Source organism: Pseudomonas sp. B14-6 (assembly GCF_013260315.1).
GTDB lineage: Bacteria > Pseudomonadota > Gammaproteobacteria > Pseudomonadales > Pseudomonadaceae > Aquipseudomonas > Aquipseudomonas mandelii.
Window position 1 is genome coordinate 5,264,556 of record NZ_CP053929.1, and the last position, 22,749, is coordinate 5,287,304.

At 60.9% G+C, this 22,749-nt stretch carries 21 protein-coding genes; 9 read left to right on the forward strand and 12 right to left on the reverse strand.

Going from position 1 to position 22,749, the window contains the following annotated elements:
- Positions 1-36 precede the first annotated feature (36 nt).
- The 10 genes from fis to gcbA all read right to left on the reverse strand — a co-directional run bounded on the left by fis (position 37) and on the right by gcbA (position 11,913).
- Complete coding sequence (gene fis, locus HP062_RS23925; RefSeq protein WP_007907419.1) at positions 37-357, reverse strand: DNA-binding transcriptional regulator Fis; 321 nt, start codon at positions 355-357, stop codon at positions 37-39.
- A complete protein-coding gene (gene dusB / locus HP062_RS23930; protein ID WP_010463890.1) occupies positions 354-1,364 on the reverse strand; it encodes a tRNA dihydrouridine synthase DusB in 1,011 nt (336 codons plus the stop codon). Before dusB ends, fis begins: the two co-directional genes overlap by 4 nt.
- Before the next feature lie 185 nt (positions 1,365-1,549).
- Positions 1,550-2,767: a DUF3426 domain-containing protein gene (locus tag HP062_RS23935; RefSeq protein WP_172792118.1), complete on the reverse strand. Its 1,218-nt coding sequence runs from the start codon at positions 2,765-2,767 to the stop codon at positions 1,550-1,552.
- 30 nt (positions 2,768-2,797) lie between these two features.
- Positions 2,798-3,676, reverse strand: a complete 879-nt coding sequence (gene prmA, locus HP062_RS23940; RefSeq protein ID WP_010463886.1) for a 50S ribosomal protein L11 methyltransferase — start codon at positions 3,674-3,676, stop codon at positions 2,798-2,800.
- Positions 3,677-3,954: 278 nt separating this feature from the next.
- Positions 3,955-5,313, reverse strand: a complete 1,359-nt coding sequence (accC, locus tag HP062_RS23945; RefSeq protein ID WP_010463885.1) for an acetyl-CoA carboxylase biotin carboxylase subunit — start codon at positions 5,311-5,313, stop codon at positions 3,955-3,957.
- A 17-nt stretch (positions 5,314-5,330) separates the two neighbouring features.
- Entirely contained in the window at positions 5,331-5,792 is a 462-nt protein-coding gene (gene accB / locus HP062_RS23950; RefSeq protein WP_010463882.1) for an acetyl-CoA carboxylase biotin carboxyl carrier protein, read from the reverse strand.
- 24 nt (positions 5,793-5,816) lie between these two features.
- Positions 5,817-6,272, reverse strand: a complete 456-nt coding sequence (aroQ, locus tag HP062_RS23955) for a type II 3-dehydroquinate dehydratase (protein ID WP_010463880.1) — start codon at positions 6,270-6,272, stop codon at positions 5,817-5,819.
- Between the two features lie 131 nt (positions 6,273-6,403).
- Positions 6,404-8,155, reverse strand: coding sequence for a protein-disulfide reductase DsbD (locus HP062_RS23960; RefSeq protein WP_010463878.1), 1,752 nt, complete (start codon positions 8,153-8,155; stop codon positions 6,404-6,406).
- A gap of 88 nt (positions 8,156-8,243) precedes the next feature.
- Entirely contained in the window at positions 8,244-10,190 is a 1,947-nt protein-coding gene (locus tag HP062_RS23965; RefSeq protein WP_172792119.1) for a methyl-accepting chemotaxis protein, read from the reverse strand.
- Positions 10,191-10,242: 52 nt separating this feature from the next.
- On the reverse strand, positions 10,243-11,913 hold the full coding sequence (gene gcbA, locus HP062_RS23970; protein ID WP_010463874.1) for a diguanylate cyclase GcbA: 1,671 nt from the start codon (positions 11,911-11,913) through the stop codon (positions 10,243-10,245).
- Positions 11,914-12,201: 288 nt separating this feature from the next.
- On the opposite strand from gcbA, the gene HP062_RS23975 reads away from it, so the two are divergent.
- The 7 genes from HP062_RS23975 to HP062_RS24005 all read left to right on the forward strand — a co-directional run bounded on the left by HP062_RS23975 (position 12,202) and on the right by HP062_RS24005 (position 19,757).
- The gene (locus tag HP062_RS23975; protein WP_010463871.1) at positions 12,202-13,269 is read left to right on the forward strand and encodes a DUF2333 family protein; all 1,068 of its coding nucleotides are present in this window, start codon (positions 12,202-12,204) and stop codon (positions 13,267-13,269) included.
- Positions 13,270-13,272: 3 nt separating this feature from the next.
- Complete coding sequence (locus HP062_RS23980) at positions 13,273-13,830, forward strand: NUDIX hydrolase (RefSeq protein ID WP_172792120.1); 558 nt, start codon at positions 13,273-13,275, stop codon at positions 13,828-13,830.
- Positions 13,831-14,008: 178 nt separating this feature from the next.
- Positions 14,009-14,380 (forward strand): translation initiation factor Sui1, encoded by a 372-nt coding sequence (locus HP062_RS23985; RefSeq protein ID WP_010463867.1) that lies wholly within the window; start codon positions 14,009-14,011, stop codon positions 14,378-14,380.
- Positions 14,381-14,603: 223 nt separating this feature from the next.
- The gene (speA, locus tag HP062_RS23990) at positions 14,604-16,517 is read left to right on the forward strand and encodes an arginine decarboxylase (protein WP_010463866.1); all 1,914 of its coding nucleotides are present in this window, start codon (positions 14,604-14,606) and stop codon (positions 16,515-16,517) included.
- Positions 16,518-16,749: 232 nt separating this feature from the next.
- Complete coding sequence (locus tag HP062_RS23995; RefSeq protein ID WP_172792121.1) at positions 16,750-18,069, forward strand: type VI secretion system Vgr family protein; 1,320 nt, start codon at positions 16,750-16,752, stop codon at positions 18,067-18,069.
- Positions 18,066-18,863: a DUF4123 domain-containing protein gene (locus HP062_RS24000; RefSeq protein WP_145310629.1), complete on the forward strand. Its 798-nt coding sequence runs from the start codon at positions 18,066-18,068 to the stop codon at positions 18,861-18,863. Before HP062_RS23995 ends, HP062_RS24000 begins: the two co-directional genes overlap by 4 nt.
- An 18-nt stretch (positions 18,864-18,881) precedes the next feature.
- Positions 18,882-19,757 (forward strand): alpha/beta hydrolase, encoded by an 876-nt coding sequence (locus HP062_RS24005; protein ID WP_172792122.1) that lies wholly within the window; start codon positions 18,882-18,884, stop codon positions 19,755-19,757.
- On the opposite strand, the gene HP062_RS24010 is transcribed toward HP062_RS24005, so the two are convergent.
- Positions 19,751-21,100, reverse strand: coding sequence for an MATE family efflux transporter (locus HP062_RS24010; protein ID WP_172792123.1), 1,350 nt, complete (start codon positions 21,098-21,100; stop codon positions 19,751-19,753). The two genes, HP062_RS24005 and HP062_RS24010, sit on opposite strands and share 7 nt — an antisense overlap.
- Before the next feature lie 63 nt (positions 21,101-21,163).
- Positions 21,164-21,457 (reverse strand): hypothetical protein, encoded by a 294-nt coding sequence (locus HP062_RS24015; RefSeq protein WP_010463857.1) that lies wholly within the window; start codon positions 21,455-21,457, stop codon positions 21,164-21,166.
- A gap of 235 nt (positions 21,458-21,692) precedes the next feature.
- Between HP062_RS24015 and HP062_RS24020 the strand changes: the two genes are divergently transcribed.
- Both HP062_RS24020 and HP062_RS24025 read left to right on the forward strand, forming a co-directional pair.
- Positions 21,693-21,995: a MazG-like family protein gene (locus HP062_RS24020; RefSeq protein WP_172792124.1), complete on the forward strand. Its 303-nt coding sequence runs from the start codon at positions 21,693-21,695 to the stop codon at positions 21,993-21,995.
- A complete protein-coding gene (locus HP062_RS24025; RefSeq protein ID WP_172792125.1) occupies positions 21,995-22,744 on the forward strand; it encodes a methyltransferase domain-containing protein in 750 nt (249 codons plus the stop codon). The genes HP062_RS24020 and HP062_RS24025 overlap by 1 nt, the downstream gene beginning before the upstream one ends.
- The last annotated feature ends 5 nt before the right edge of the window (positions 22,745-22,749 follow it).

The following is a 22,749-nucleotide window of genomic DNA, read 5'->3' on the forward strand; positions in this document are numbered from 1 at the left end:
TTTTTACGCGGGCGCCTTTCTGGTTTGATTGAATGCTTACAGCAAATCGTACTGCTTGAGTTTCTTGCGCAGCGTGCCTCGGTTCAACCCGAGCAGCTCGCTGGCCTTGGTCTGGTTGCCCTTGACGTAGTTCATCACGCACTCGAGCAGGGGCGCCTCGACTTCGGAGAGCACCAGGTTGTACACATCCGTGACGGCAGCGCCCTCAAGGTGGGCGAAATAATTGTGCAGCGCCTTCTCGACACTCCCGCGAAGGGTCTGACCTTCTTCGCTCGGCGTATTGAGGTGCTGTTTCAAATTCACGTTGTCGCTCACGGGTGTTGTTCCACTCACTAAAGTCTCGGTCATCATCGTCATGCGGCCACCCCTTCTCCGTCCCCTGTCAGGCTCTTGTAACGTTCGGCGAAGAAGCCCTGAACGTTGGCGCATTGTGCTTCCGTATCTTCCAAACGATTGAAGTGGGCGCGAAACTCCCTGGCGCCCGGCAAGGTTGCGAGATACCAGCCCACATGCTTTCGAGCGATACGGACGCCCATCACGTCTCCATAGAAGACATGCAGTGCAGCCAGATGCTCTAGCAGAATGCGTTCCACCTCGATCAATTCCAGCGCCGGGAGTTTTTCGCCGGTACGCAGGAAATGATCGATCTCACGAAAAATCCACGGCCGCCCCTGGGCGGCCCGGCCTACCAGCAGGCCATCGGCACCGGTCGCATCGAGCACGTACCGGGCCTTCTCGGGTGAATCGATGTCGCCGTTGGCAAAGACCGGCATCGACACCGCCTGCTTGATCGCGGCAATGGTGTCGTACTCGGCTTCACCGGTGTACAGGTCGGCACGGGTGCGGCCATGAACCGCCAACGCCGTAATGCCCGCTTGCTCGGCGATCTTCGCCACCGTCAGACCGTTCTTGTTGTCCCGGTCCCAGCCGGTGCGGATCTTCAAGGTGACCGGCACATCAACCGCAGCCACGACGGCTTGCAGGATCTCGGTCACCAATGCTTCATCCTTCAACAGCGCGGAACCGGCGGCCTTGTTGCAGACCTTCTTCGCCGGACAGCCCATGTTGATGTCAATAATCTGTGCGCCCAGTTCGACGTTGGCCCGGGCCGCATCCGCCAGCATCTGTGCATCACCCCCGGCGATCTGGACCGAGCGGGGCTCGGGATCACCTTCGTGGATCATGCGCATCCGCGATTTGCGGGTGTTCCACAAGCTCATGTCGCTGGTGACCATTTCCGAGACTACAAGCCCTGCGCCCAGTCGCTTGCACAGCTGACGAAAGGGCTGGTCGGTGACGCCCGCCATGGGGGCGAGGATCAAGCCGTTGTGCAATGTATATGGACCGATGCGTACCGCCGACATAGGACTTCCCTGTTGTGGGGCCGGATCATGAGAGTTCGAAAAAGGGTTGGCATGATACCCGCTCTCGATGACTGGATAAAGGCTGAATTGAACAAAATCTGAACAGTAATTCTGTTATCGCCAGCGGTTTGGTATGAGCGGTCAAAGTCAGAAATATGCCGTCAATGCCGTAACACTGAAGCGTTTCACTCGGGCGAATGAAAGCTCAGGCTGTAATTCACCGCTTTGGAGCCTGGATCGAGGATATCCAGTGCGATGTGGATCGGCGTTTGCGGCGGCATCTCTGCCAAGCCTTCGAGGTCGCCGTTGAGGTACTCGCCGGGTTTGAAGCGCCGGCTGGCGATCAGGTGGCCGTTAAGGTCGGCGAAGCGCAGTTCCAGCAGCGGGAAGGGCTGGGAGAAGGGCGCGCGGTTGTAGATGATCGCATCCACCACCAAGGCACCGTTGAAGTCGGGGTGACTGCGGACCACCAGGTTGCTGCTTTTGATTTTCGCGATATCAACTTTCGATGGCACCGTGCAGCCGACTTGCGGGCACAGTTGCTGGAACCATGGACGGTATTGATCCTGGCGCGCCAGTTCGTCGAAGTGGTAAGCGATGTATTGGCCGGCGAGAGCACCGGCACCGATCAGGACCAGCAGCAGCCAGAAAAGCCGTCGGCCCCAGGGGGAGCGACGTTTTTGCCAATCCAGTTGCAGCGGATCGTCGGTCAGGTCCTGCAGGGCGTCGGCACGTTCGGTCGACTCGCTGCGTTCGTGTCGCTTGCGCAGAGGGGCAATCGGGGGCAGGTCGTCGTCAGGTGCATCGGTTGCCGACAGGCGATCATGGTGCAGGGGCGTGTCGAGCGGATCATTCAGGCGCAGTTGCGGCACCTGGGGCTCGTCGTCCAGATCAACCGGTTCCAGCGAGAATGACGGTTCGGTGCGCGAGTGCTTGCTCGGTACTGGCTGCGTTTCCCGTGGTTCGGCTTCGACCGCCTGGGCACGATCGGCCGCCGATTCGCTGAAGAGACTGTCGGACCAGGGTTCATCGTCGTGCTCGACAGAGTCGCGGCGAGCACTGAGACCGTTTTCGCGGTGCTGGCCGAATTGCGTGGTGGGCTGGATTTCCCGCTGTTCGAGCCGGGCGAGTTCTTCGTCCAGGTCCAGGCTGTCCAGATCCATTTCGGCGGCGGACCATTGCTTTTGGCTGATGGCGCGCTGTACCGGCGGTTCGACAATGGCCGGGGCTACCGGCTGGACAGTTTCCTTGGCGCCCCGTTGCTCAAGCAGCTGCTTGGCGGCGTTGAACACCTGCAAGCACGAGCCGCAACGAACCACTCCACGGGCCACGCTCAATTGAGCATGGCTGACGCGGAAGCTGGTTTGGCAATGCGGGCACTGGGTGACGAAGCTGTCGGTCATGCGGCGATCCGGTTTATGCAGGCGTTCATTCTAGCGCCGACGGCCAGTGATGCGCACCCAGCCATCGCGATTGGCGATCGGGTCCAGATCGAAATCTTGAGCGTAGGCTTTGGCGACTTCTTCGCCTTGCTCGGCGAGGATGCCCGACAACGCCAGACGACCGCCAGGCTTGACCAGGCTGGACAATTGCGGCGCCAGGGACACCAGCGGTCCGGCCAGAATGTTGGCCACCAGCACATCGGCTTGAACCTGTGGCAGATCTTCCGGCAGGTACAGCGGGAAGAGCGCGTCGGCAATATTGTTGCGCCCGGCGTTGTCGCGGGAAGCTTCCAGCGCCTGCACGTCGATGTCGGTGCCGACGGCTTCCTTGGCGCCCAGCAGCAGGGCGGCAATCGCCAAAATCCCCGAGCCGCAACCGAAGTCGAGGACGTGGCAGTCCTTGAGGTCCTGACCATCGAGCCATTCCAGGCACAGTGCAGTGGTCGGGTGGGTGCCGGTGCCGAACGCCAGGCCCGGGTCGAGCAGAATGTTCACAGCGTCGGGTTCAGGGGCAGCGTGCCAGCTTGGGACGATCCACAGGCGTTGACCGAAGCGCATTGGCTGGAAGTCGTCCATCCAGCTGCGTTCCCAGTCCTGGTCTTCGATGACTTCGCTGTGATGCTCGGGCAGCGGGCTGCCGGTCAGCAACTCAAGATGAGCCAGCACACTGGCCGCTTCAGTGCCGCCTTCGAACAGGGCCAGCAGATGAGTGTGCGACCATAACGGCGTGGTGTTGAGTTCAGGTTCGAAGATCGGCTGATCTTCGGCGTCCATGAACGTCACCGACACGGCGCCCACTTCAAGGAAAGCGTCTTCGTAGGTTTCGGCTTGTTCTGGGCTGATGGCGAGACGGACTTGCAGCCAAGGCATGGCGGGCACCTTTGAAAAATATTGATTGCAGCCTAGCGGGCTGCGAGAAGCGCGCAAGTTTACGCGAGCGCGCGGCAGAAGACGACAAGGCCGACACTGGTATGCAGTTTGTAGGAGCGAGGCTTGCCCGCGAAGCGCGATGACGCGGTGACGCGGTGACGCGGTGAGTCTGCAATACCTCGGCGTATGGTTCGCGGGCAAGCCTCGCTCCTGCAGGAGTTGTAACCTCCAGAAACAACAAAGCCGCCCGAAGGCGGCTTTGTTGGACGGGCTAAAGCTTAATGCTTGTCGCCAGCCAGCTTGTGTTCCAGGTAGTGGATGTTGATACCACCTTTGCAGAAGCCTTCATCGCGGACCAGGTCGCGGTGCAGCGGGATGTTGGTCTTGATCCCGTCGACAACGATTTCGTCCAGCGCATTGCGCATGCGCGCCAATGCTTCGTCACGGGTTGCGCCGTAGGTGATCAGCTTGCCGATCAACGAATCGTAGTTCGGCGGAACGGCATAACCGCTGTACAGGTGCGAATCGACGCGAACGCCGTTGCCGCCTGGAGCGTGGAAATGCTTGACCGTGCCTGGGCTCGGCATGAAGGTTTTCGGGTCTTCGGCGTTGATCCGGCATTCCAGGGCATGGCCGCGGATAACCACGTCTTCCTGGGTGTACGACAGCTTGTTGCCAGCGGCGATGCTGAGCATCTCCTTGACGATGTCGATGCCAGTGACCATTTCCGAAACCGGGTGCTCAACCTGAACGCGGGTGTTCATTTCGATGAAATAGAACGCGCCGTTCTCGTACAGGAACTCGAAAGTACCCGCGCCACGGTAGTTGATGTCGATGCAAGCCTTGACGCAGCGTGCGAGGACTTCAGCCCGTGCCTTCTCATCGATGCCCGGTGCCGGCGCTTCTTCGAGAACCTTCTGGTGACGACGTTGCAGCGAGCAATCGCGGTCGCCCAGATGGATGGCGTGACCCTGGCCGTCGGAAAGCACCTGGACTTCCACGTGACGTGGGTTAGTCAGGAATTTTTCCAGATAGACCATCGGGTTACCGAACGCCGCGCCTGCTTCGGTGCGGGTCAGTTTGGCGAAGGAGATCAGGTCTTCTTCTTTATGCACAACGCGCATGCCGCGACCACCACCGCCGCCAGCGGCTTTGATGATCACCGGGTAACCGACTTCGCGACCGATGCGCAAAGCGGTTTCTTCGTCTTCAGGCAACGGGCCGTCGGACCCCGGAACGGTTGGAACGCCAGCAGCGATCATGGCGTGCTTGGCCGATACCTTGTCGCCCATCAGGCGAATGGTGTCGGCTTTCGGGCCAATGAACGCGAAGCCGGAGTTCTCGACCTGTTCAGCGAAATCAGCGTTTTCCGCAAGGAAACCGTAGCCTGGGTGAATGGCGGTGGCGCCGGTCACTTCGGCCGCGGCGATGATGGCCGGAATGTGCAGGTAAGAGTGGGCGGCCGAGGCCGGACCGATGCAGACGGATTCGTCTGCCAGGCCCAGGTGCATCAGCTCTTTGTCGGCCTTGGAGTAAACGGCGACAGTCTTGATGCCCATCTCTTTGCAGGCACGCAGGATCCGCAGGGCAATCTCACCGCGGTTGGCGATCAGAACTTTTTCCAACTTCGCAGTCATCAAAGTTTCTCCGCGTTTCAAACGATGGTGAACAGCGGTTGGTCGTACTCAACCGGCTGGCCGTCTTCGACGAGGATGGATTCGATCACACCGCTGGTTTCAGCTTCGATGTGGTTCATCATCTTCATGGCTTCGACGATGCACAGAGTGTCGCCTTTCTTCACGGTCTGGCCGACTTCAACGAAGGACGGCGAGCTTGGCGAAGATTTGCGATAGAAGGTGCCGACCATCGGCGAACGGGCAACGGTGCCGTTCAGCACTGGCGCGACGGGAGCCGCAGGCGCTGCAGCGGCAACCGGAGCAGCAGCCACTGGCGCAGGCGCCTGTGCATGCATCGGAGCCGGTGCGTAGAACTGCTGAGCCGGGGTCTTGCTATGACGGCTGATGCGTACGGACTCTTCGCCTTCCTTGATCTCGAGCTCGTCGATGCCGGACTCTTCCAGCAGTTCGATCAGTTTCTTAACTTTACGGATATCCATGAATCATCAACTCCCAAGGGTCGGTCAGGGGCGTATAGCTTGTTGTTCAAGCTGTTCCAGGGCGGCCTCCAGGGCCAGTCGATAACCGCTGGCGCCAAGGCCGCAGATCACTCCCACCGCTACGTCGGAGAAGTAAGAGTGATGGCGGAAAGGTTCGCGTTTGTGCACGTTAGACAAATGCACTTCGATGAATGGGATGCTCACCGCCAGCAGCGCGTCACGTAATGCGACACTTGTGTGCGTAAAAGCTGCTGGGTTGATCAGAATGAAGTCCACACCTTCGCCTTTTGCGGCGTGGATGCGGTCAATCAATTCGTACTCGGCGTTGCTTTGCAGGTACAGCAGATGATGGCCGGCTTCACGGGCACGGCGTTCCAGGTCCTGGTTGATCTGCGCCAGTGTCGTAGCGCCATAGGTGCCCGGTTCGCGGGTGCCGAGCAAGTTCAGGTTGGGTCCGTGCAGAACCAATAGCGTCGCCATCTGCTGTTCCTTGTTATCTGTGTGCAGTTGTCAGAACCCGGCGACTATGCCGCAAAGCCTTTGTGACTGTCCAGTTCTATGCAAAAGCCAGCACGATGGCCGATGTTTGCGCGAAATATGTGACCGGCCTGTTAAATCCGGTCATTTGCTTTCGCAACACGTTCGGCGAAGTCTGTCGCGCTGATCTCGCCGATCACTCGCACATCGGCGCGTTCGACACCGTCCTTGCCGAAAAACATCAGGGCCGGAGGGCCGAACAGTTTGTAGCGATCGAGCAGGGCACGTTGTTCGGCGTTGCTGGCAGTGATATCGAAACGCACGAGGCGATAGCCTTTCAGGCGTTCGATGACGGTGGCGTCGTTGAGCACTTCGCGTTCGATGACTTTGCAGCTGATGCACCAGTCGGCGTACCAGTCGAGCAGCAGCGGGGTGTTGGCGGATTTGGCCTCGGCGAGGACGCGATCCAGGTCTGCCGGGGTGCTGATGGTTTGCCAGGCGCTGGTGTTTTGCGGCTGTTCGGTGCCGGCAATGATGCGCGGTTGGCCAATCGGGTTGAACGGGTCGGTCTGCCCGCTGAACGCCCCGAACCAACAGGCCAGTGCGTAAAACAGCAGAAACATCCCGAGCAGTTGGCCGAGGCGTTTTCGTGGCGGTTTGTAGACGAATTCCAGCGCGCCCATGAACAAGCCGACGCCACCGGCCAGCAAACCGATCAGCAGCAAGGTGATTTGCCCCGGCAATACGCGACTGACCAGCCCGATTGCCAATCCCAGCAACAACACGCCAATGGCATTTTTTACATAGACCAGCCACGGCCCGCTTTTCGGCAGCCAGGCTGCGCCGCCGGTGGCCACGAGTAACAACGGCGCCCCCATGCCGAGGCCGAGCATGAACAGTTTCAAGCCTCCCCCCAGTGCATCGCCGCTGGCGCTGATATAAAGCAATGCACCGGCCAGCGGCGCCGAGACGCAAGGCGACACCAGCAGGCTGGACACCACGCCCAGGACCGCGGCGCCCCATAACGAACCGCCTTCGGTACGCCCGGCGATCCGGTCCAGGCGACTGCTGATGGCATGTGGCAGCTTGAGTTCGAACACGCCAAACATCGCGAGGGCAAACACCGCAAAAAACATCGCGAACGGCACCAGCACCCACGCCGATTGCAGACGCGCCTGAAGGTTGAGCTGGGCGCCGAACATTCCCATCAACGCACCCAGCAGGGCGAAGCAGGCGGCCATGGGCAGTACATACGCGAGCGACAGATTGAAACCGCGCAACCCACCGATCTGGCCGCGCAAAACCACGCCGGAGAGGATCGGCAGCATCGGCAGTACGCACGGGGTGAAGGTCAGGCCCAGACCCGCAAGGAAGAACAAGGCGAGCTCGCGCCAGCTCCAGCTCTGGGCCGTGGCGGGCGTCGTTGCGCCAATGCCATCAATGTTCAGTCGTTCGGTTTCGGGCGGATAACACAGGCCTTTGTCGGCGCAGCCCTGATAGGTCACGGCCAGCGTGAAGGCGCGGGGATCGGTGCGTGGCACTTCGACGTCGAGCACGCCGTGATAGACCTCGACGTCGCCAAAGTACTCATCGTGCTTTTGTTCGCCCTTGGGCAATTGCGCCGCGCCAAGGCCAACTTCGGCCGGTTCGGCGCGAAACTGAAAGCGGTGCCGATAGAGGTAGTAACCCTCGGTGGCGACAAAACGCAGCTTGATCGATTGCGGCGTGCTGTCGACCAGGCTCAGCTGAAATGCCTCGCGCACCGGCAGGAAGTCGGCACTGTTGTTGATCGAGCCCAAGGTGGAACTGGGTCGACTCTCCAGCAACCCGGCGGCGTTTGCCGGCAGGGCGAGCACTAAAAGCAGCAGGCAGAGCAAACGGCGCATGACAATCTCGCGTATCGGAATTGGGGGCATGATAGCGGACAGTCGCGCGGATTGCCCCGCCCCTGTAGGAGCGAGGCATGGCGGTCTATCAGACGCGGAAGGCTTGAACGGCGGTATGCAAGCGTGCGCCCAATACCAGCAGGTTCTCCCCTTGTACGCGCCCCTCGCCAATGCGCAACAAATTATCCCCACCCAATTGGTGAATTCGCTCACTGTGATCACGGATCTCACTGACCGCACCACTCTGCTGCGCAGTGACATCGGCAATGCGCACGGCGGTGTCGGAAATGGTCTGGATCGCCCCGACGATTTTATCCAATGCACCGTCGGCAGCCTGAGCCTGATTGGCCGTGGCTTCGGCGTGTTCGACCTGGGCGCGCATGCCTTCCACCGATTGCCGCGCGGCGGTTTGCAGGCCGGCGATCAAGGTCTGGATCTCTGCGGTGGCCCCGGCCGTGCGTTGCGCCAACGAGCGAACCTCTTCCGCCACCACCGCAAACCCACGACCCATTTCCCCGGCGCGGGCGGCTTCGATGGCGGCGTTCAGGGCCAGCAGGTTGGTCTGGTCGGCAATCGAGCGGATGACCGTCAGCACGCCGCCGATGGTCGCCGATTCTTCTGCCAGGTGTTCGATCATCTGCGCATTGCCTTGCACTTCACCCACCAGCGCATGCAGGCCGGTGAGGCTCAGGCCGATAACTTTCTGGCCATGCTCGACCGCGATTCCGGCATGACGACTGGCGTCGGCGGCCTGGCTGGCATCGCCAGCAACTTGTTGGATCGTTGCTTCCAGTTCGCCGAGAGAATCGCGGATCAGCGCGGTGTCGCCGGCCTGATGTTCGGCACCGCTGTGCAAGTCGTTGCTCAACTCGGCCAAAGTGCGGCTACTGCCGGCGACCTGCTCGGCATTGAGACGAATAGTCCCGACCAGGTCCGCCAGGTATGCGCGCAAGCGGTTGAGCGAGGCTTCAATGTCATGCAGTTCGCGATTGGTCTTGCCCAATTGAATTTCCTGGCTGAAGTCGCCTTCGGCCCAGGTCGACAGGGCCGGAGCGAGGTTGGTCAGTGTCCGGGCCAGCTTGCGTTGCAAGGTGTCGATCAACAAGGCGATCAGCAGAATCAGGCCGATCATCACGCCCTGCATCAAGCGTACTTCGCCCTGGATCTGCCCGTGCTGGGCGCGGACCACCGGCTCCAGTCCGGCAATGGCGTGCTGTACGTCGGCGATCTTCAGGTGCGTCGCGGTGCTGAGGTCGGTGCGTTTCTGGATTTGCTCGCGAGTGCGCGCCAGTTCAGCGGGGTAACGCGTCAGCAAGCTGTTGAGTTCCCGTTTGAGGGCGACACCGGCATCTTCGGCGACGGTTTTTTCGGTGTTCTCCAGCCCCATCATCGCGGCGAAATCATCGGTGCCGGATTCGCTGCTGGCGGCCACCCCGAGCAGCGGCAAGGCGCCTATCAGCTCGGACTGCGCACGAATGCTGGCGACTTCGCGTTCGACATCGGCGGCCAGTTCACTGCGACCGCTGCTGACCAGTTTGTCCCGCGCCAGCGACAGTTTGCCCAGGTGCTGGGACGCGGCGAGCAAGGGCGCGAGGTACGCTGCGTTCCCGCTGGCGTATTGGCTGAGCTGATCGAGGCTGGCGCCGAGTTCACGTTCAGCTTGCAGCAGCAAGGCTTGAGGGTCCCCGGCAAGTTTGCCGGCAGCCAGCAGGTCGGTCTTGCTGAATTCACTCAGGTTCGACAGGCTCGGACGCAAGGTGTCGGCCAGGGCTGGCGGTAATTCACCGAGTTCCTTTTGCAGGCTGTCGATGGCCTGGCTGGCGCTGCTCAGGCGCAGGGCATCGCCGCTGGCGAGATAATCCTCGACGTTGCGCGCCACTTCATTTTGAAATTGCTGGGACAAACCGAGGTAACGCTCCATCAGCAGATAGGGGCGTTCGAGGGCTTTTTGCGACCACCAGAGCGTCGCGCCAAGGGCCACGCACACGGCGACTAAAAGGAGGGTGTTGAGATTGGTCAGCAGCTTCAGGCGCATCGCGGGTCTACCAACGGCAGAATGGTAAGCGCCTGAAGTTATTGCGTTTCTGTTACAGGGTTATGACCGAATGGGTCCATTCCGATGAAAAAGTGGCACTTTGCTTTGATGTCCGCGCAGCCTGCACGCGGTTGCGTCCACCGTCCTTGGCGCGGTACAGCGCTTCGTCCGCCTGGCTGGCCATCATCAGGCTGTCGGAGTGGTCGCACAGCTCCACCACCCCGGCGCTGAACGTGCACCACAAATCCTGGGGCTGGGCCGGGTAGTGGATTTCGGCAAACCGCTGACGGATTTCATCGAGCACTCTGTGGGCCGCTTCGAGATCGGTGTCCGGCATGACGATGGCGAATTCCTCGCCACCGTAGCGGCCGATGAAATCTGTTTTGCGCAACCGCTGCTTGAGAAACAGCGCCAGGCTCTTGATGACCCGGTCGCCCATGGGGTGGCCGTGGCTGTCGTTGACCCGTTTGAAGTGGTCGATGTCGAGCATCGCAAAACTCAACGGCTTGCTCTCGCGGCGGGCGCGGAAGCTGCAGTCCTCGAGCAATTGCAGGATGTGGGTGTGGTTGTACAAACCGGTCAGGCTGTCGCGCACCATCCGTGCTTTCAGATTGCGTGCCCGCGCCGCGCGGTTGCGCACAGTGGTGATCAGGTGCCGCGGCTTGATCGGTTTGGTCAGGAAGTCGTCGCCGCCTTCGCTCATGGCGTCGAGTTGCTTGTCCAGATCATCTTCGGCGGACAGGTAAATGATCGGTACGCTCACGTAGCGGTCGTTGTGCCGGATCACCTTGGCCAGTTCCGTGCCGGTGCAGGTCGGCATGTACATGTCGAGGATGATCAGGTCCGGCTGAAAGTCCGCCAGTTCGGCCATGGCCTGAATCGGGTCGATCAGGGTGCGCGTGACGATTCCGGCGCTGTTCAGCAGGCGCTCGGTGTGCAAGGCCTGAGCGCGGGAGTCGTCGATGATCAGCACTTTATAAGGTTCGTACTGGGCGACACAGGTCAGGACTTCGATCTTCTCCAGCAGGCTCGAGGCTTCGAGGGTGCCGGTGAGAAACTCCTGGCCACCGGCGCGCACGGCGGCGAGGCGGGTCGGGGTGTCTGTTTCGAGCAAGCTGAAGAACAACAGCGGTAAAGGCTCATCCAGTCCGACCTGGGCTTCGGCGGCCAGTTTCAGGCCGATGCCGGCGCCACTGAAGTCCACGTCCATGACGATGGCGGCGGGCAGGCGCTCGATCATAGAGGAGCGAAACGCCGCGACGCTGTCCAGGGATTGGGCGCTGAGCCCGAAAAATTCCAGCTGCTTGGCCAGGCGCTCGGCGCGGTCGTGATCCTGCAACATCACGTAGATCGGCTTGCGCAGCGGTGGCAGAAAGGTTTGTTCGAGCTGATCGCCGTGGCGCAGGCCGGTGCGCGACAGGCGCTGCATCAAGCGATTGAGGTCGGTGATCAGGCCACTGCTCAGGCGTCCGCGATTGGCGTCGACAGCCTCCAGCGACTGGCCGATGTGACGCGCCAGTTGCGTGTGTTCCGGTTGTTCGAAACGTTCGGCAAAGCGCAGCAGGCGCAGGTTGGCCTCGCTCAGTTCCGACAAATCGGTGTTGGACCACTCGCTGCGTTGCAGGCGCTGCCATATCTCAAGAATCTGACGTGCCTGATGAATTACCCGCTGGGCAAAGTGGTGCTTGAGGCGCTCACGGCTGGGGTCTTCTGGCTCGGTCATATCCTGACTACTAGTTAGGGTGCATGCTGAGATCGACTGGTGGCTCTATGCTAGCACCTCTTTTCAATCCCATGAGCATCGTGTGTCAATAATCTGCAAAGCGGCCTTATTCAGTTTCTGACTGGATGGTCGCATAGGCTCGCGGCTGTGCTTCATTTATAGTGGCCCCTGATCGCGGTCATTGTAAGTCCCGCCATTTCCCGCAGGATTTAATGCGCGGCAAACGAGGCACGATGGCGTAGGGTTGTGGTCGAACCGATGAACTCAAGTGATTGAAAGGATATCGCCATGCTGGACTGGAAGAATCGCGCGGGCAGCGCGCCTGAACGTGCCGCTGAACCGAAATCGGCCACCCGCAGTTACGTCGGCGGTCTGTTGTTCAGCCGGGCGCTGGCGACGCTGATTGGCCTTTACCTGCTGGTGACGATCGGGCTGGGCTGGTATTGGAGCCAGGAGCCGGCACTGTTCCCGGTTCAACAGAATGCGCAAGTGGCGGCCGAGAAAGAAGGCAAGCAAATGGTGGTCGGGTACACCACGGTGGAAACCCTCAAGACCGTCGCTGGTACATTGCTGAGCAAGCCAGGTGGCTATATTTCCAACGACCGTTTCCCGCCGGGTCTGTGGATGGACAATACGCCGAGCTGGGAATATGGCGTGCTGGTCCAGGTTCGCGACCTGAGTCGTGCAATGCGTAAGGACTTCGCCCGTTCCCAGTCGCAGTCCACCGAAGACGCTGACCTGGCCAAGGCCGAGCCGCGTTTCAACTTCGACAACAAGAGCTGGGTGCTGCCCTCCAGTGAGTCCGAATACCAGGAAGGCATCAATTCCCTGAGCCGTTACCAGGCACGCCTGTCCGACCCGAGTCAGAAAAGTGCGCTGTTCTATGCCCGCGCCGACAACCTGAACAACTGGCTGGGCGATGTCGGCACCCGTCTGGGTTCGCTGTCGCAACGGCTGTCGGCCAGCGTGGGCCGAGTCAAACTCAACACCGCGCTGAAAACCGAAGTCCTGGCGCCGGGTCAGGTGCCACAGGTCGATGAAGAAATCGTCGAAACCCCGTGGATGCAGATCGATAACGTGTTCTATGAAGCCCGCGGCCAGGCCTGGGCGCTGTCCCACTTGCTGCGCGCCATCGAAGTCGATTTCGCCGATGTGCTGGCCAAGAAGAACGCCACGGTCAGCGTGCGTCAGATCATTCGTGAGCTGGAAGCCTCGCAAGAGCCGGTCTGGAGCCCGATGATCCTCAACGGCAGCGGCTTCGGTGTGCTGGCCAACCATTCGCTGGTCATGGCCAACTACATCTCCCGTGCCAACGCGGCAGTGATCGATCTGCGTCAATTGCTCAATCAGGGCTGAGTCATGGTCGATAACGCCAAAGAGGCTGCCCATCGCGCGGCCTCGGATGCCGAACACATCGCCTGGGTCGACGAACAGGACAACCTGCTCGGCGCCCTGGTCCGTTCTGACCTGCGCGATCGGGGGCTGATCGGGCGTGGCACCTACATCATGCTGTTCAACTCGGTCGGTGAACTGTGCGTTCACCGTCGAACCCTGAGCAAAGCCATTTACCCCGGTTACTGGGATGTGGCGGCGGGCGGCATGGTGCTCGCCACCGAGACGTACGTCGAATCGGCTGCCCGTGAGCTGGAAGAAGAGTTGGGCGTGAGCGGTGTGGAATTGACCGCCCATGATCACTTCTTCTTCGAGGACACCGGCAATCGTCTCTGGTGTTCGGCGTTTTCGGCGGTGTGGGACGGCCCGTTGATCCTGCAACCGGAAGAGGTGCTGGAAGCGCGTTTCATCCCCATCGAGCAGGTCATGCTGGAAATCCAGCAAAAGCCTTATTGCCCGGACTCCCTGGCCGCGTTGAAGCGTTATCTGCGCGCCCTTGGGAAGGGCGTCGCAAAAGAGCAGTAAATTGGCGCCGATTGGCTCTTAGCAAGTCGGCTTTTTGCCGTTACACTGCGCGACCTTTTCAAACTGAGCCAGCGTTGTCTGGCCCAGTAGCGCTGCCCCTGCCTGAGTGGGGCTTCGCGGTCGATGGCAGCTTCCCAAGTTGCCGCGACCAGTCTTTGTCCTCCCAAGAGGATTGCCGGTGGCCAAAAAAGCCGCATCCTTCGCCGCCCTTGGTGGCCTGGTATTTTCCACCGACGCAGGTCGTCATTGCCCGGATTGCAGTAAACCGGTGGACGCCTGCATCTGCAAACAGACCGTTATCCCGGCTGGCGACGGCATCGCTCGCGTGCGTCGCGAAAGCAAGGGGCGTGGCGGCAAGACGGTGACCACCATCACCGGCGTGCCGTTGGCGGAAGAAGCGCTCAAGGACCTGGCCACCACGTTGAAGAAACGCTGTGGCACCGGGGGTGCGTTGAAAGACGGAATCATCGAAATCCAGGGCGATCATGTCGAGCTACTCTTGGCTGAACTGATCAAGCTGGGTTTCAAAGCGAAGAAGTCCGGCGGCTAGCAGCCTCTGTGAAAACCACCCTCGGCTTGATCCAGTCCTGATTCAACTCTGGCCTGGCGTCGTCTACATGGTTTTCACAGAGCCTGTTCTGACCGGTTTCTAAACTCAGCGCTGAATGTGAGGTCTATGGCCCTTGCATGCAGGCTAATCGTCATTTTCATTCTTTAGACTGCGCCGGCCTGAACCCAGGCGACGCTCTATGACTTCTTTATAGGGGACTTCAATGTCCGTACGACGCACACGCAAAGACGATGGCAGCCAATGGACAGTTGCGGACAGCCGCAGTGTTTACGGGATTCGCCATTGGGGGGCCGGGTATTTCGCGATCAATGACGCCGGTCGCGTCGAAGTTCGTCCGAACGGTCCGACCAGTTCGCCTATCGACCTCTTCGAGCAAGTCGACCAGCTGCGCAAAAGCGGCCTGTCCTTGCCGCTGCTGGTGCGTTTCCCTGACATTCTGCAAGACCGCGTGCGTCAGCTGACCGGCGCGTTCGATGCCAACATCGAGCGCCTGGAATACCAGAGCAAGTACACCGCGCTGTACCCGATCAAGGTGAACCAGCAGGAAGCGGTGATCGAAAACATCATCGCCACCCAGGATGTGTCCATCGGCCTGGAAGCCGGCTCCAAGCCTGAGCTGCTGGCCGTATTGGCCCTGGCGCCAAAGGGCGGCACCATCGTTTGCAACGGTTACAAGGACCGCGAGTTCATCCGACTGGCGCTGATGGGCCAGAAGCTGGGCCACAACGTGTTCATCGTGATCGAGAAAGAATCCGAAGTTGGCCTGGTGATCGAAGAAGCCGCTTCGCTGAAGGTCAAGCCTCAAGTCGGCCTGCGTGTGCGTCTGTCGTCCCTGGCCTCAAGCAAGTGGGCGGACACCGGCGGAGAGAAGTCCAAGTTCGGTCTGTCGGCGGCGCAGCTGTTGTCGGTGGTCGAGCGTTTCCGCGCGGCTGGCCTGGATCAAGGCATTCGCCTGTTGCACTTCCACATGGGTTCGCAGATCGCCAACCTGGCGGACTACCAGCACGGCTTCAAGGAGGCGATTCGTTACTACGGCGAACTGCGTAACCTCGGCTTGCCGGTTGACCACATCGACGTCGGTGGCGGTCTGGGCGTCGACTACGACGGCACGCACTCGCGCAACGCCAGTTCGATCAACTACGACATGGACGATTACGCCGGTGTCGTGGTCGGGATGCTCAAGGAGTTCTGCGATGCACAGAGCCTGCCGCACCCGAACATCTTCTCCGAAAGCGGCCGCTCGCTAACCGCTCACCACGCCATGCTGGTGGTGCAAGTGACCGACGTCGAGAAGCACAACGACGACGTGCCGAAGATCGACAACAAGGAAGAGCTGCCGGAGACCGTGCAGTGGCTGGTTGACCTGTTGGGCCCGACCGACATCGAGATGGTCACCGAAACCTACTGGCGCGCCACGCACTACATGAGCGACGTGGCCACCCAGTACGCCGATGGCAAGCTGACCCTGGCCGAGAAAGCCCTGGCCGAGCAATGCTATTTCGCCGTGTGCCGTCGCCTGCACAACTCGTTGAAGGCGCGTCAGCGTTCGCACCGTCAGGTGCTCGATGAACTCAACGACAAGCTGGCCGACAAGTACATCTGCAACTTCTCGGTCTTCCAGAGCCTGCCGGACACTTGGGCCATCGGCCAGGTCCTGCCGATTCTGCCGCTGCACCGTCTCGACGAAGAGCCGCTGCGCCGCGCCGTGCTGCAGGATCTGACCTGCGACTCCGACGGCAAGATCAAGCAATACGTCGACGAGCAGAGCATCGAAACCAGTCTGCCAGTCCACGGTTTGAACGAAGGCGAGGACTACCTGCTGGGTATCTTCCTGGTCGGCGCCTACCAGGAAATTCTCGGCGACATGCACAACCTGTTCGGTGACACCGACTCGGTGAACATCTACCAGAACGCCGACGGTAGCGTGTATCACGCGGGTATCGAAACCCACGACACCATCGAAGACATGCTGCGTTACGTGCACTTGTCGCCGGAAGAACTGATGACCCACTACCGCGACAAGTGCGCAAGTGCGCGCATCACTGCCGCCGAGCGCACCCAGTTCCTCGACGCTCTGCGCCTGGGCCTGACCCGTTCGTCTTACCTGTCTTCTTGAGGTAAGGCACTGGTCTCATCAGGTTGTCGGAAAATGTTCCGCGCGCTGCGGAAATTTCAGATGACCTGGTGGGACGCCTCCCTGAATTCAAGCGAAATGGCTCACATCCTCGCTATCCAAGCGACGTGGTCCTTTTTTCGCGTAGGTCATTTCCTAAGTTGTACTTCGGCTCTCTACTCGGCCAACTCTCTCGGAGAGAATCCCCGGCCGCCCCTCCTGTAGAGAATCGCCGATGTTCGATCCAGTCAACGAGCCGCCATTTCGTCTGGATGTAGAGGGTCTGCCCGACCCCGTTGAGGTCTTGGCCTTTACCGGCAGTGAAGCGATCAGCGAACCCTTTGTGTTTGACGTGGATCTGCTGATCGAAGACCCGACACTGGACCTGGCAAGCCTGCTGTACCGTCCAGCCTTTTTGCATTTCGGGCCGCCGGGGACCGGTTTTCACGGGCAGTTGCATGAGCTCGTCCAGACGGGTCATGGTGCTGCGCCCAGGCTTTGCCGTGTGCGCCTGAAGCCGAAACTGGCTTGCCTGGCCCAGCGTTTCAGCCAGCGCATCTTCAGCAACCGTTCAGTGCCCGAAATCCTCGCCCAGGTGCTCAAGGAGCATGGCATTACCGGTAAGAATCGGCGCTTTGACTTGAGCGGCGATTACCCGCCGCGTGATTTCTGCACGCAGTACCGGGAATCGGATCTGCAGTTTCTCCAGCGCCTGTGTGCCCAGGAACGGCTCCATTACCACTTCGAGCATCACCCGCGCGGGCACTGTCTGGTAGTTGGTGATAGGCAGGGGCCCTTTCAGCAGGGCGCCGAGATGGTTTTTGCACCCGACCCCGAACAGCCTGGGGTGCGCCGCTTCAAGGTTCACGGCAACACGCAGGCGGGCGAAGGTCAGACGAATTTGACCACGTTGCGCAGCGGCCAGCGGGTTCTGCTGTCCGGCCATCCGTGTACGGACTGGAACCGTCGCTGGCTGTTGATCCAGGTCGAGCATCAGGGTGGGCAGACACCGGGGTTTGCCTACGGCAACAAGATCCACGTTGCCGGGGCGGTACCGCTTGCGGCGCCTCATTCGGTCATGAACCCCAGGATGCACAGCCTGCAGCGGGCGTGGGTGGTCGATGTCGATGAGCCGCAACCCGATTCAACCAGGCCCGTTGCCGTGCAATTTGACTGGGTCTATCAGGGCGAAGGCGCTGCGCCCAGCCACTGTTGGCTGCCATTGGCGCCGGAGTTGGGCGGCGCGCATGCCAAGCCGTTGAGAGAAGGCGCGCAGGTACTGGTGAGCTTTATCGAAGGCGATCCGGATCAACCGTTAATCACCGGGTATCTTCCCGGCCCCTCTTTCACCCACGCGTCAGGCTTGTCTGAACCTCCACCCACCACGACAACAGATGCCGACACTGCCAGCGTCGGATTGCTGCGTTTGTTGCAATCCAGCGAACCGATCGTGCTGCTGTGTCTGTTGCCTGGCGGGGGTAGTTTCAGCCATTGCGCGCAAGCCTTTTGCACCTGCCGGGCCGCGACAAGGCTTGGCCAGAGCGGTGCGGCATGATCGTCGCTCAGGCGCCGGACTCAACCGCACAATGGCTGTTGCTCGACGTACCGGGGCAGCCCCGCGCCGGCGCGAGGCTGATCCAGCAGTTTGCGCAGGCCCGACGGTTCTGGCTGTTCGATAGCACCGAGTTGCAGCCGTTACGCGAGCACGGTCCGGTGTTGGTCGACCTCAAGGGATGCCCGGCGCTGGCCGAGCTGTGCCTGCGCGAACCGCACCTCTGGAGCGGTTTGTTATTGGTCAGTGAGGCTTCGCCGTCGCAGTTGCTCGAGCATTTGCGTCGCATGCTGACCGTCACTTTTGGCCTGCATCACCGTGCTTTGTTGAGTTACTACAACCCCCACACCGCCAGTTACTTTTTTGATGCTTGCGATGCCCTGGAATTGAGTCGCTGGCTGGGGCCGATCAGTCAGTTGCGCTGGTTCGGCGGAACCTGGGCCGACCGGGCAATCGGCAGTCAGGGTTGGCAGCAGTTGTTCAATCCCGGGCTTGCCGTCAGCCCGTTGGCCATCGAAGAAAACCTGACGCCCCGGCAGCGTGACACCTTGCAAACCTGCCTGCTTGAACAGCACGTCTGGCATTGGAGCCGGTCCACCGGGACCGACTACAACAGTCTGTGGGCCCTCGTGCAGGAAGGGCTGGCGCTGGGTTTCAGCGAACGCCCGGTGCTCGATGGCTGGTTATGGCTACGCTTGCAGTATCCCGACGCTTCACCCGTGCAGCCGCTACCGGGTATCACTCAGCAGGAACGTCTCGATAGCTTGCGCAATCTATGGCAGAACGATCAACCCTGAACACGAGGTTCGACATTGATGGCGAGCACAACGCGCTGGCTGTTCGGCCTGACCATGGGCATTTGTTTGCTGACCGTGATAACGGCGTGTTCACCGCTGAAAATGCTCAATGCGCTGACCCCCGACAGCACGTTCGACAAGACCGAAGGGATTGCCTATGGCGATGATCCGCGGCAGAAACTCGATGTGTATGTGCCTCGTCACCCTCCGGAGAATGCCCCGGTGGTGGTGTTTTTCTACGGCGGCAGCTGGAACAGCGGTTCACGCAGTGATTCCTCTTTTGTCGGCGAGGCGCTGGCGTCGCGCGGAGTGGTTGCGGTGCTGGCGGACTATCGACTGTATCCACAGGTACGCTATCCCTTGTTCCTGGAGGATGGCGCTAAAGCCGTGGCCTGGACTCACGATCACATCCACAGGTTTTCCGGTGACCCGCAACGGTTGTACCTGATGGGCCACAGCTCCGGGGCCTATAACGTCGCGATGCTGGCGTTGGACCCCGGTTTGCTGGGGGCCGTGGGGATGTCGCCGCACGATCTGCGCGGCTGGATCGGTCTGGCCGGGCCTTATGATTTCCTGCCCATCCAGAATCCGGACGTGCGGCCCGTGTTTTTCTGGCCGGATTCTCCGCCGCAGTCGCAACCGATCAATCTCGTCAGTCGAGGCGCGCCGCCGGCGTTGTTGATGGCTTCGCGCGACGACGATCTGGTCAACCCGACGCGTAACACTGGCGGCCTGGCGCGCAAGCTGCGCCAGGCCGGAGTGCCGGTTCAGGACTTCTATTTCGCCCGCACCGGCCACGCCACGCTGGTGGCGACACTGTCTCGGCCCATGCGGGGTTTGGCGCCGGTGCTGGATGAGGTCAGCGCCTTCATCAGAGCCACGCCGACTCAGTAAACCTTGCCCGCGAACCAGCCGTCGTTCTTGCGCAAGTACCAGGCGAAAGCACCGAGGGTCAGGCTGCGCAGCAACATGAACAACAGGAACGTTATCCACAGCCCATGGTTGCCAAAACCTTGCAGTGCCCAGGCGAACGGCAGCAGCAGAACGACCGTCAGCAGCATGCCGTTGCGCATTTCCCGGGCCCGCGTGGCGCCGATGAACAGTCCGTCGAGCAGGTAACTCCACACGGCAATCAGCGGCAGCGCGGCGAGGTAGGGCAGGTAGATAAACGCGGTGTCGCGCACACTCTGGATGTCGGTCTGCATCTCAATGAACAAATGCCCGGCGAAGGCGAACAGCACGACAAAACCCAGGCTCGCCAGCAACGACCAGCCGCAGGCGACCACCAATGAGCGACGCAGCGCCTCTCGATCGCGCGCGCCGATGGCATGCCCGCACAGGGCTTCCACGGCATGGGCCAGACCGTCCAGCGCGTGGGCCGTCAGTAGCAAGCCGTTGAGCAGCAGGGCGTTGGCGGCGACGGTGGCATCACCGAGCCGTGCGCCCTGCACGGTGATCAGGAAAAACACCGATTGCAACGCCAGGCTGCGGATGAAAATGTCGCGGTTGACGGCCAGCAGTGGCCGCCAGCTCTGCCACAGCGCCAGCGCGGCCCAGGCGATGTGGCCGGGATAAGCGCGCAGGGCTTTGCGGGTCATGAACAGGCCGATCAGGGCCCCGGTCCATTCGGCGATCACCGACGCCCGGGCTGCACCGACTACGCCCCAGTCCAGTCCGAGCACGAACCACAGGTTCAGCGCGATGTTCACCAGGTTGGTGCTCAGCAGAATCGCCAGCGGGGCCCGGGCGTTCTGGGTGCCCAGGAACCAGCCGACCAGGGCATAACTGGCCAGCGCCGCCGGCAGGCCGAATAGCCTTGTATGGAAAAATTCGCGGGTGAGTTGGTCAAGCTCGGCGGAGGGTTGCATGAAGTGCAGCGCGACGCCGCTCAACGGAACGCCCAATGCGCCCAAGACAATCGCCAGCCCCATCGCCAGCAACAAGCCCTGCAACAAAATCTGCCGCAACGCCGCGCCATCCCCGCGCCCGGCGGCCTGGGCGGCAAAACCGGTGGTGCCCATGCGCAGAAAGCCCATGCCCCAGGCCAGAAAGGTATACAGGCTGGCCCCGACCGCGACGGCGCCCAACTGATGGGCGTGGGGCAGGTGGCCGATGACGGTACTGTCGACCAGTGCCACCAGCGGAACGGAAATGTTCGAAAGAATCATCGGCGCAGCCAGCGCCCAGACCCGACGATGGGTAGGGCGGTCGCGCCAGTCGGCAATCAGGTTGGACATGCAGGCTCCTTGAGGAGCGGGCATTGTAGCGGGAGGTGTCGTACTAATGTGGGAGCGGCGGTGTCAGTGGATGATCCAGCTCAGCAGCCAAAGGCCCAACACCAACCAGATAATCCCCATGATGATCGACGCATTCATGAACGCCCGGATCGCCGACCACAACAGCATCAGCCCCAGGATCAGCGCAATGATGCTGATGATCGATGTGTCCATGCCCAGTGCCCGGGACAAGCCTTCGACAAAATTGCTGCCGGCATGGCTCAGCAGGTTGAACAAGCCGCTGAGGCCATCAACGATAAACCGGATGACCGAACCGAGTGCCTGGCCGAGCCATTCGAAGAAACTTTCTACCTGCATGTCGTGAACGTCCTGATGTAAGTGGTGGCGTGCTTGCCGGACTTGGGCCATGGATTACGGTGCCGAGTTCTCCACAAGCATAGAGCGTTGCATCGACCCTGTGGGAGCGAGCTTGCTCGCGATGGCGTTTTGTCAGTCAACATCCGGGCTGGATTAAGTCCGCGCTCTCACATTCAACTGCCCACTTGCCATCCCCGGTCATCCCCCCGAAGCTATACGCCTTCAGGAGAGCCCGATGAACCTTGTTGAACTGACCGAACGCCTGCACGCCATCCGTGACCGCAACGACTGGCGGCAATTTCACAGCCCGAAAAACCTGGCCATGGCCGCGAGCGTGGAAATGTCCGAGCTGGTGGAGATTTTCCAGTGGCTGACCGAAGACCAGTCGCGCCAGTTGCCGGTGGACAAACTGGCCCACGCCGGGCAGGAAGTGGGTGACATCGTCCTCTATCTATTGCTGCTGTGCAGCGAGTTGGGGCTGGACATGAATGAAGTGGTACGCAACAAACTCGCTGACAGCGAAAAGAGGTTCAGCTGATGAGCGATCGTCATTTCGATCAACTGGCGACCCGGTTTGCCGAAAAAATCTACGGCGGGGCGAAAGGTGCGATCCGCCTGGCGGTGCTTCAGGCCGACCTGGCCGAAACCCTGCCGGACCGGCCGCTGCGCGTGTTGGATATCGGCGCGGGCCTGGGCCACATGTCGTTGTGGCTGGCCCAGCGTGGCCATGACGTCACGCTTGCCGAACCCGCCGAACCGATGCTCGAAGGCGCCCGCCAGCGGTTCGCCGACGCCGGGCAGAGCGCCACGTTCATTCAGGCACCGTGGCAGGAATTGCTCGGCCAGCTCACCGAGCCCTATGACCTGGTGCTGTGCCATGCCGTGCTGGAATGGCTTGCCGAACCCCATGCCATCCTGCCGGTGCTGCATCAACTGACCAAACAGGACGGCTGGCTCTCCCTGGCCTTCTACAACCGCGACGCGCTGATCTACCGCAACCTGCTCAAAGGCCATTTCCGCAAGATGCGCAAGAACGACATGGCCGGCGAGAAGCAGAGCCTGACCCCGCAGCAACCTCTCGATCCGCGCGAACTGGCGGCGCAACTTGAGGGCCTGTGGCAGGTCGAAACCCAGAGTGGGGTGCGGGTTTTCCACGACTACATGCCAGTGGAATTCCAGGCCCGCGCCGAACTCGTGGACTTGCTCGAAATGGAGCTGGCCCACCGCCGTCACCCGAGCTTTGCCGGGCTTGGGCGCTATTTGCACTGGATCTGTCGGCCGGTCTGATCGGA